The sequence below is a fragment of the Actinomycetota bacterium genome, assembly GCA_030776625.1.
Classification (GTDB): Bacteria; Actinomycetota; CADDZG01; order CADDZG01; family WHSQ01; genus MB1-2.
The window spans coordinates 98805-107631 of the sequence record JALYHL010000010.1; the positions used below are offsets into that span (position 1 = coordinate 98805).

17 protein-coding genes are annotated in these 8827 nt (G+C 64.0%); 6 read left to right on the top strand and 11 right to left on the bottom strand.

Going from position 1 to position 8827, the window contains the following annotated elements; translation table 11 throughout:
• Window positions 1-2: 2 nt before the first annotated feature.
• The 4 genes from M3N53_14230 to M3N53_14245 form a co-directional block, all read right to left on the bottom strand.
• Entirely contained in the window at window positions 3-131 is a 129-nt protein-coding gene (locus M3N53_14230; protein ID MDP9069482.1) for a hypothetical protein, read from the bottom strand.
• Window positions 132-208: 77 nt separating this feature from the next.
• Window positions 209-460: a hypothetical protein gene (locus tag M3N53_14235; protein MDP9069483.1), complete on the bottom strand. Its 252-nt coding sequence runs from the start codon at window positions 458-460 to the stop codon at window positions 209-211.
• A 9-nt stretch (window positions 461-469) separates the two neighbouring features.
• Window positions 470-778, bottom strand: coding sequence for a hypothetical protein (locus M3N53_14240; protein MDP9069484.1), 309 nt, complete (start codon window positions 776-778; stop codon window positions 470-472).
• A gap of 31 nt (window positions 779-809) precedes the next feature.
• The gene (locus tag M3N53_14245) at window positions 810-1325 is read right to left on the bottom strand and encodes a NifU family protein (protein ID MDP9069485.1); all 516 of its coding nucleotides are present in this window, start codon (window positions 1323-1325) and stop codon (window positions 810-812) included.
• Between the two features lie 81 nt (window positions 1326-1406).
• Between M3N53_14245 and M3N53_14250 the strand changes: the two genes are divergently transcribed.
• Window positions 1407-1805 (top strand): hypothetical protein, encoded by a 399-nt coding sequence (locus M3N53_14250; GenBank protein MDP9069486.1) that lies wholly within the window; start codon window positions 1407-1409, stop codon window positions 1803-1805.
• A gap of 9 nt (window positions 1806-1814) precedes the next feature.
• On the top strand, window positions 1815-2204 hold the full coding sequence (locus tag M3N53_14255; protein MDP9069487.1) for a helix-turn-helix transcriptional regulator: 390 nt from the start codon (window positions 1815-1817) through the stop codon (window positions 2202-2204).
• Here M3N53_14255 and M3N53_14260 read toward each other — a convergent pair.
• From M3N53_14260 to M3N53_14270, 3 genes are read right to left on the bottom strand one after another with little or no spacing between them, the layout of a single operon-like run.
• On the bottom strand, window positions 2201-2596 hold the full coding sequence (locus M3N53_14260; protein MDP9069488.1) for a hypothetical protein: 396 nt from the start codon (window positions 2594-2596) through the stop codon (window positions 2201-2203). The two genes, M3N53_14255 and M3N53_14260, sit on opposite strands and share 4 nt — an antisense overlap.
• A 27-nt stretch (window positions 2597-2623) precedes the next feature.
• On the bottom strand, window positions 2624-2935 hold the full coding sequence (locus tag M3N53_14265; protein MDP9069489.1) for an AAA family ATPase: 312 nt from the start codon (window positions 2933-2935) through the stop codon (window positions 2624-2626).
• Window positions 2932-3729 (bottom strand): hypothetical protein, encoded by a 798-nt coding sequence (locus M3N53_14270; protein MDP9069490.1) that lies wholly within the window; start codon window positions 3727-3729, stop codon window positions 2932-2934. Before M3N53_14270 ends, M3N53_14265 begins: the two co-directional genes overlap by 4 nt.
• 54 nt (window positions 3730-3783) lie before the next feature.
• On the opposite strand from M3N53_14270, the gene M3N53_14275 reads away from it, so the two are divergent.
• Together M3N53_14275 and M3N53_14280 are read left to right on the top strand one after the other, a co-directional pair.
• Entirely contained in the window at window positions 3784-4116 is a 333-nt protein-coding gene (locus M3N53_14275) for an AAA family ATPase (GenBank protein ID MDP9069491.1), read from the top strand.
• Window positions 4117-4566 (top strand): hypothetical protein, encoded by a 450-nt coding sequence (locus tag M3N53_14280; GenBank protein MDP9069492.1) that lies wholly within the window; start codon window positions 4117-4119, stop codon window positions 4564-4566.
• 71 nt (window positions 4567-4637) lie between these two features.
• Here the strand turns inward: M3N53_14280 and M3N53_14285 are convergent, their stop codons facing one another.
• From M3N53_14285 to M3N53_14300, 4 genes are all read right to left on the bottom strand, one after another.
• A complete protein-coding gene (locus M3N53_14285; GenBank protein ID MDP9069493.1) occupies window positions 4638-5393 on the bottom strand; it encodes a hypothetical protein in 756 nt (251 codons plus the stop codon).
• Window positions 5390-6262: a hypothetical protein gene (locus tag M3N53_14290; GenBank protein ID MDP9069494.1), complete on the bottom strand. Its 873-nt coding sequence runs from the start codon at window positions 6260-6262 to the stop codon at window positions 5390-5392. Before M3N53_14290 ends, M3N53_14285 begins: the two co-directional genes overlap by 4 nt.
• 163 nt (window positions 6263-6425) lie before the next feature.
• Complete coding sequence (locus M3N53_14295; protein ID MDP9069495.1) at window positions 6426-6923, bottom strand: CBS domain-containing protein; 498 nt, start codon at window positions 6921-6923, stop codon at window positions 6426-6428.
• A gap of 3 nt (window positions 6924-6926) precedes the next feature.
• The gene (locus tag M3N53_14300) at window positions 6927-7133 is read right to left on the bottom strand and encodes a rhodanese-like domain-containing protein (protein MDP9069496.1); all 207 of its coding nucleotides are present in this window, start codon (window positions 7131-7133) and stop codon (window positions 6927-6929) included.
• Window positions 7134-7247: 114 nt separating this feature from the next.
• On the opposite strand from M3N53_14300, the gene M3N53_14305 reads away from it, so the two are divergent.
• A complete protein-coding gene (locus M3N53_14305) occupies window positions 7248-8195 on the top strand; it encodes a carbon-nitrogen hydrolase family protein (GenBank protein ID MDP9069497.1) in 948 nt (315 codons plus the stop codon).
• A 216-nt stretch (window positions 8196-8411) separates the two neighbouring features.
• On the top strand, window positions 8412-8827 hold a 416-nt coding region (locus M3N53_14310), incomplete at its 3' end, for a hypothetical protein (GenBank protein ID MDP9069498.1).

The following is an 8827-nucleotide window of genomic DNA, read 5'->3' on the forward strand; positions in this document are numbered from 1 at the left end:
CTCTAGAACTTGAGGTCTTTCTTGCCGCCTTCGCCGGTGCTCACCTTCGTCAACAGGTAATCGACCAAGGTGTCGTTCGCCTCCGTTACGCCGTGCTTCTTGGCGACGTGGTCGAGCAGCTGGGCCTTCATGTCCTCTTCGCTGTCGGTTTTGATATGGCCACCGCAACTGATGGCCCCCGCGTCTTTTCAGACGAATTCGTAAGGCATTAGGCCGGCGTCCTTTCTTTCGTCACAACCTCCGTCAGGGCGTCGCGGACTCCGCTTAGATCGGAGTTGATCTCGCTCAGCACCGGCTCCAGGGGCTCGACCCGCAGCGCTATCGAGCGCAGACCTACGTTGATCGTGCCGAGAGTGAACAGCGTCTTGCGTAGCAGGTAAAGGGCCGCGAGGAGGTAAGCGGCGAGGGCGGCGATCAACAGAGCGACGCCGACGAGCGTGAGGATGCCGTAGATGTTCATCTCGCCCTCCTAGAGCATCCCGTCAACGGAGCCCGCGTAAGTGCCCAAGCCCGCGCCGACGTTCTTGACGAGTTCCCGCGTGTCCAGCAGTGCGGGCACCGGCGCGAGGTTCTTCGTGACGCCCACGCCGTGTTCGAGGACGTCATCGGCGTAGCGCTTGATCTCCGCGATGTGACCGAGCATGCGATGGGCGAGGAAGGCAACCAGAGGTATGACAACCAGAAGGAGTGCACCTATCCCGATCGACCACCACACCGCTGCGGCACCAGACGTTGCGTCCAGGTCTACCCTCCGATCGGCAGCTCGGCAGATCGACACATCCTATATGAGCGCCGCATCTAGTGCAGCGTTACGCGGGCGGTCCCAGCTGGATCTGGAGAAGCGTCGCCCCGGGAGGAGGGTGTGCCGGGGCATCGTCATCTTCGACTTCCATCGCTACGAACGCGGGGAAGTTGTCGCGCAGAGCGGCTTCGATCCCTTCCGTCAGCGTGACCGCGGATGCGGTGCAGCCAGAGCATGCGCCTGCGAGCTTGACCCGGACTATCCCTCCACTGGCATCGAGGACCTCGACGCTGCCACCGTGGGAGGCGATGTAGGGGCGGATCTCTTGCAGTGCTGCCTCCGCCGCTGCCTTCTCGTCTACACCGACGCCGTACGCGTCCAGCATCCACGCGATGGTCGGGTCCTCGCGCAGGGTGTGCAGGGTCTCGGCGGGCAGATGCTCGGCCAGGCGTCCGAGCGCGGTGCGGTGGAGCAGGTCGATACCGTCGAGCAACTCAAAGACACGGTCACGCACCGGTTCGTCCAGCTGCTCGACCTCATGGAGAAGCTCTTCCAGACGATCCAGCACGTTGTCGAATTCCACGCCGACACGATACGACGGTATGTGTGCGACGCCCTTACCGGCGCTAGACTTCTCGCCACACCAACTCACGAGGACGGCCCGATGGAGAAGCTGCACATCCCGAAGTCGGAGGCTCTGCGCGCCCTGTTCTGGCGCGACGAGATCCTGCAGGTGATGTTCTGGATCCAGGGCGAGGGGCTGGGCGAGACGGTGACGCCGGAGCTGCTCGAACGGTTCCTCGGCGTCGATGCTGAGGTAGGCCTGCGATATCTCGGCAAGCTCGTAGACGAGGGACTGCTGCAGGTCACCGGTGACCGCAGCTTCGAGCTCACCGATGCCGGGCGCGAGCACGGGGGCCGGGTCTTCGCACAGGAGTTCGCCGATCTGACGCAGCCGGGGCACGGCGAATGTGGCGCCGATTGCTGGTGCCACGCCTCGCCCGAAGAGGCCGAGGCCTGCGTCGAAACCCGGGCCGCGGTTCACCGCCATCACGAGCATTAGGAAAGCGGGATGACTCGAAGGAACCGCGAGATGGACGAGCTCTCCATAGGGCTGCCGAAGAACTTCATCCGGCCGTGTCTGTTACTGCTGCTTTCGGAGCGTCCGTCGCATGGTTACGACCTGCTCGAGCGATTGGGCGAGCTCGGGCTCAACGCGATCGATCCGGGGGGGCTGTACCGCGCGCTACGGGCGATGGAGCAAGAGGGCCTGGTGGCGTCGAACTGGGAGCCGTCTGAGCTTGGTCCTTCGCGCCGGACCTATCGAACTACAGAAGAAGGCGTGGAGTGGTTACACGCGTGGGCGGGGACGCTCCGGGAGACGGCGCGCGTCATCCGGGGATTCATCGGGCGGTACGAGTCTCTTGCGAAGATGGAGGAGAAGACGCGCTCACGTAGTTAGGTCTCCTCGACATCGACGATCCTGTGAGCCAAGTCCGCTATGGCGCGCACTCCGGGGGAGTCTGGCGCAAAGTCGATCGGCGCTAGCCCCTCTCTATCTGCTCGCGATATCGCGGGGTCGTCCGGGACGACGAAGATCTCGTAGTCGCCGAGCTGAGATCGGATCATCTCGGCGTCGGACTCGGAGGTGATCCGGTTCGCCACCACAACGACGTCTGCGCGGTTGGCGGCGATGACCCCGGCGCGCCGCGCTGTTTCGATCGACCGGACCGTGGGCTCCGCGACCACGATGGCTAGGTCCGCAACGCCCGGTGACATCCGTACCAACGTGCCGACGCCGGCTTCCAGGTCGGAAACGACGACCCCGCTATCTACCTCTAGCTCCCTAAGCAACTGCTCAGGCGAGACGCCACATCAGGGTCAGCCAGGGTCGGGTTGGTCGATCCGGGAGACAACCACGAGCCGGACCCCGTCCGGGGCGTCGGTGCCGAACGTTCTAACGATGCCGCCGATGGTTGGCTGGTGCTCGGCCGCTCCCTCCTCGACGGCCTGACGCGCGGCCACGAGACGGTCCGTCTCCTCCGCTCCGACCCCGAGCGACACGCCGAGCATCGGGTTGGTGTCGCAGTCGACAGCAACTACTGCGTGTTGGCGTCGGGCGAACGCGCGCGCGAGGGTTCCTGAGATGGTCGTCTTGCCCGATCCACCTTTGCCAGCTACGACGATCTTCAATGCCGCTTCACCCGCCTCTCACTTCTTTTGCAGCGCTCGACACTACGCTCCTCGAGTCGATCGACGAGAAGCTCTATCGCTCGCACGGCGCATGACTGCGGAGCAACATCCAAGAGCGCGAGGCCGCGACGGTCAGCCTCGCGAGCTGCGTCGTCAAGCGGGACGGCAGCGAAAGCTGATTCGCCCAATCGTTCCCGAATGGTGAGCACGTCCTGTTCGTCGCACACCTTGTTCAAAATGAAGAGCGCCTCTACCTCTCCACGCTGACGAGCTATCCGAGCGACACGCCGGGCCGTCAGGATCGACTGCCAAGTCGGTTCCACGACCACCAACACGGCGTCTGCATACGGCGCCCAGCCGAACGCCGTCTGCCGCGGACCTGCAGGCAGATCTCCTACGATGGTCCAACCTCGCAGGACGTTGCTCTGTCCAAGGCGGCTAGCCACCGCGTTAAACGCATTGATCGAGCCAAGGATCGGCCCCAGCCCCTCCTCGGTCGCCTTTCCGTACTGCAGCAGTTTCACCCCGTCCGGTGCTGTGACCGCGTAGCGCTGGACCGCTCGGGCCGCACCTATGCCTTTCTTCAGCTGCCACCGACCTTGTTCGTTCTTCTCGACTGCGTCGATGAGCATCGGCGTGTCGAGGGGGCCGAGCCCGAGATTGATCGCAAGCCCCGGCATGGGGTCGGAGTCGAGAGCGAGAACCCGGTGTCCGCGTCGCGCGAGAAGGCGCGCCATCGTCCCGGCGACCATGGATTTGCCGCTTCCGCCTTTGCCGACCACCGCCACCCGCACGAAGTGACCCTAACGATGTTCCGGCTCCTGGCTCCGCCGTTCTATCCTCCGCTCATGAAGGTCGTCGTATCGGGTAAAGGCGGATCGGGAAAGACCACCCTCTCCGGCACGCTCGCGCGCATCGTCGGTCGAAGCGGGTTGCGGGTGCTCGCGATAGATGCGGATACGAACCCGAACCTCGCATTGACTCTCGGGATGGGGCCGGACGCGTTCGAGCGCCTCGTGCCGCTGCCGCACGGCCTGATGGAGCACAAGAGGGTGAACGGTGAAACGCGGCTGAGCTTGTCGCGGCCGGTCGCGCAGGTCACCGAGGAGTTCTCCCTAGAGGGGCCCGACAACGTCCACCTGATGATGGTGGGGGAGGTGCGAGGCGCGGGCACCGGCTGAATGTGCTCCTCCCACGCCACGGTCCGTGGCCTCCTACACGAGCTACCCGAGCAGGACCTTTTCGTGCTCGTCGATGCCGAGGCGTCGCCCGAGCACCTCAGCCGCGCCACGGTCGAGGCCGCCGACCTGCAACTGGTCGTGGCCGAGCCCTACTTCAAGTCTCTGGAGACGGCGCGGCGCTACTCGAAGCTAGGGAAGGAGCTTGGCATCCCGAACGTCGTCGTTGTGGCGAACAAGGTGCGAACGCAAGCCGACGAGGATGCGATCGCCGAGTTCTGTGAGCAGCGCGATATGGAGCTGTTCGCGATCATCCCGTTCGACGCGACTCTTGGGCGCGCTGAGCGAGCAGGCGTCGCGCCACTGGAATTCGATCCGAGCTCAGACGTAGTGAAGGCCGTGGAAGAGATCGCCGAGAAGATGATCGGGAGAGTCAACGCGTCCAGCGCTTGATGTAGATCGTCCCGAAAAGAAAGAGGCTGCCCCGAGGGGCAGCCTCTTTTGTGCCGTTTGCTCTACGCGGGCTAACTGGGACTTGAGCTCGGCTCCGGCTGGGGGATGGTCGGGTCGTGGTACGTCCCCGACATCGTGTACTGGGCGTCGCGGAACTCGCCGAGCGTCGCGCATCCCTCAGCCGCGAAACAGAAGAAGTAGCCCGCGATGTCGCCTTCACCCGTGAGGTCCTGGTAGGTACCGGTTCCTCCGGTGAGCCTGAACTTTCCGATCCAGCGAACCTCCTCCGGTGAGGTCCGCTTGAACTTCGCGTTCCAGCGGAAGTACACCTTCTCTTTCTCCGCATCCGGAACGGGGTCGGGTGTAGGTGTTACGCCAGGCTTCAGTTGGCAAACCGTCAGGACGACACGCCCCCGCAGGCGGAGCTTTCCGTCGCGGTTCTTCACGACATGGAACTTCAACGGGTGGTTTCGGGTCGATGCGGGCGAACGGCTGCCGGGGAGCCTCGTGTTGTAGGTGGTCAGGTCGGTCGAGATGTTGTTGAGCGGCGCGTTCCCGTTACAGGGGATCGAGGCGTAGACGAATGGCCCCCCGGGCCGCCGAGTCCCGTCCCAGGGGATGGGCTGCTCAGATTCCAGGCCTTCGTTGTTGTACTCGGTCGTGTGAACCATCGCCAACAGGCTGAAGGTTCCCGAGAACCCTCGCGGCGCCTTGTTACTTGTCATCCGTGCTGTTGCCGACAGAGCTCCACCCAGCAGCGCCATCACCACGAGACCTACGAGAACTGGCCGCCCCGCGATCCTTCCCTTGCTCTTCAACATGTTCATGCGACGTCCCTTTCCTCCTGTCTCGGTCCTGGCACCGGCATCGCGAGTACATCGGCTTCGTCCGGGCGCGACGACCGCATGCGACGAGCGATCAGAGGCAGAAGAAGCGTGGCTACGGCAGCGGCTAACCACCAGGGGAGACTCCGGTCACTCCCTCCTGGCTCGCGCGCCGCGGGGGCGGCCTCCGTCACCGGCACGGCCACCATGTCTGGTTCCCGCAACGGGCGATCAAACGGCGTCGTCGGCACCGTTTTCTCAACCACAGGTCCTAGGGGGCGCGCGACTTTGGTCTCGTGCCGGTGCTCGTTCGCGATGATGCCGGTCTCCACAGGAGTTACGACGGCCGGCTCCGCCACCGTCTGTGTCTGGATGCCGGTGCGGCTCGTCACGTGCTTTCCCGACCCAGGTTCCTCCTCGGTGCCTGAGGGCTTCTCTGGACGTTCCGCCCGCTGAGGTCGTTGCTGTTCGTTCGGCCGCTCGTCAGCGGGCGCGGGAGGGGCACCGGGAATGGTGAAGTACTCCCACGACTCGGGATGAGTGACCTGACCGCCGGCCTGGTCGTGCTCGGCGACGATCTTGTGCTCCCCCGGCGATGCTTCTGGGATCGTTACTTCGGTCCGGATGCTGCCGTCGGGTCCCACTGGAGCCTGACCCAGGACCGCGCCACCCGACTCGGCGGAGGCGTCCCACCGCAAGGTGACACTGCCGGCTTCGAATCCGCCTCCTTCAACCGTTACGACGGTGCCGCTGTCGCCACTGCCCGGGTCCGACGTGATCCACGACCCCGACTCACACGCCTGCGCGGGTGCTGCTATCAGGATGAGTACGACCACTACCGAACTCATGATCAGCAAGATCTTGCGGCGCATGAGCCCCCTCTCTTCTGTCGGACCTGCGAGAGCTTAGGACAGGAAGTGAACGCAGCGCGCGCTAAATGCATCGCGCATTTACCGGGTCCGGTGTCAAGGGACCGGTGGCGACGGTGGGCGAACCGCCGCCGCTGGTGACGAAGTCCTGGATGTCCACGCGTTATCAAGGATGGCTGAGGCGGTCGTCCTTCCGCTGGATGAATCGCTCAGCTTCGTCGCGGTCTAGGACTCCAACCAGACGTCCGTGCTTGTTGCTTACGAGCATCGTTCGGACTCCGGCCTTCTGCATGCGTTCGACTAGAGGTTCGAGCGGCTCTACGGTTCTCACCGTGGTCGGCCCCGGCGTCATCACGTCGAACACCGGCCGATCGGAGGGGTCGATCTTGTTGGCGCGGACGCGGCCGAGGATGATCCCTGCATCGTTCACGACTACCGCGTACGACTGTCCCCGCGCCTCCATCAGTTCGACCGCGTCGCGAGCCGACGCTGTCGGAGGGAGGGCCACCGCGCCGCGGTTCACGACCTCGCCCGCGAGCGGGTAATGCGGTCCCGTTCCCTCCAGTGGAAGCCCGTTAACGATCCACTCGACCTTGCTCTCGACGAAGTCGTAGACCTCCTTGAATCCCATCGCTTCGAGCTGCCACGCAGCCCGCGGGCTCATGTCTCAGAGGTCGTCCCAGCAGTACGTGATGATCGGGCGGTCAGGATCGAGTACCGAAGCCGTCTGTCGGCTCAACTTCTTCAAAGAGATGTTGATCGCGCCGGGTAGGTGTTCTTCCTTGAACTCCTGCTCCGGAAGAACCTCGACAAGTTGAGCGTCTCGTTCGCGGATGAGCGTCAGTACGTCGTTGAGCGTCGCGTCCTTTGGCATCGGCTCATTCTGCCTCCTGAGTCAGTTAGACGTAGGTCTTGCGGCGCGCGGTTGACCTGTCAACGTTTCGTCGCGACGGGATTCGCATGACGCTGTCGCGGGTAATCGGACGCCATGTCCGTGATGAGGGTCGCCGCGGCGCAAGCTCACCCGGTATGGCTAGACGCCGCCGCGACTTCGAAGAAGGTCTTGTCGTTCCTGCAGGAAGCGGCCGCCGAAGAGATAGAGCTCCTGGCCTTCCCCGAGACCTTCTTGTCCGGATACCCGTTCTGGGTCGAGAAGACCGACGGCGCTCGTTTCAACGATGACCGGCAAAAGGCCGCGTACGCCTACTACCTGGACGCTGCGGTCGAGATCGACGGGCCGGAGATCGTCGAGATCACCGAAGCTGTAGCCGATCTCGGAGTTTTCACCTACCTCGGGATCACCGAGAGAGGTAGCGGAGCAGCCCACGGGACCGTGTTCTGCACCCTTCTCGCCATAGATCCCAGTCGCGGGATCGTGTCACGCCATCGAAAGCTGGTCCCGACGTATGAAGAAAGGCTGGTCTGGGGGCATGGTGACGGCTACGGACTCCGGGTCCACGACCTCGCAGGCGGGAAGGTCGGCGGGCTGAACTGCTGGGAGAACTGGATGCCGCAGGCTCGTCATGCGCTGTACGCCGGCGGCGAGGACCTGCACGTGAGCGTGTGGCCGGGCGCCACACGTTTAACTCGTGACATCGCCAGATTCATCGCGCTGGAGGGCCGCGTCTATTCGCTGGCTGCGTGCGGCGTGCTGGCGCTCGAGGACGTCCCCACCGACTTCCCCCTTCGGGACCTACTGGAGGAACAAGACAACAACCTCTACTACAACGGCGGTTCGGCCATCGCCGCCCCCGACGGGACCTGGGTCGTGGAGCCGGTCGAGAACGAAGAACGGCTGATCGTGGCAGACATAGATCTGGCTCTGGTTCGACGGGAGCGACAGAGCTTCGACCCCACCGGCCACTACAGCCGCCCGGACGTTTTCGACGTCCGCATCGACCGGCGCCGCCGCGACCCCGCCGTCTTCAGCGACTGATCGCGGCTCTGCAGGCTACGCGCCGACCCTTCGAACCCCCGTCCGGGTCGTGCCGCGCGATCAGCGTCCGGAGTAAAGGGTTCGTCTCCTATCGCCTTTCGGAACGCGCTCAAGCGCGCCACGGCACATTTGAAGCCAAATGTCCGGGATTGGCACCGGATCGGTGGGCACCGTAGCCCTGAGTCGTTCATAGACGTCGATCCAGGGAGGTTGTTAGTGAAGAAGACGAGCGCCGTTTCGTCGGTGCTGTTCGTGATGGGGCTTATAGCAGCATTGTCGTTCCCGGTTCTGAGCAGCGCGGCCGGCAACGAGGCAGAGCAGCAAGGGATGACGAGCCAGGGCAGCGGCTCTATGAGCGAGGGCTCCGAAGCTGGAGACATGGACAAGGACCACATGAAGAAGGGCCACGGCAACAAGGGCATCATGAACAAGCGCCACATGAAGAAGGGCCACGGCAACAAGGGCCACGGCAACAAGGGCCACGGCAACAAGGGCCACGGCAACAAGGGCCACGGCAACAAGGGCAACATGCACAAGCGCCACATGAGTAAGGGTCACGGCAGCCAGGGAAACAACGACAACTCGAACCAGTCGAACAACCACAGTGAGGGCCAGGGGAGCAACGGCTCGAG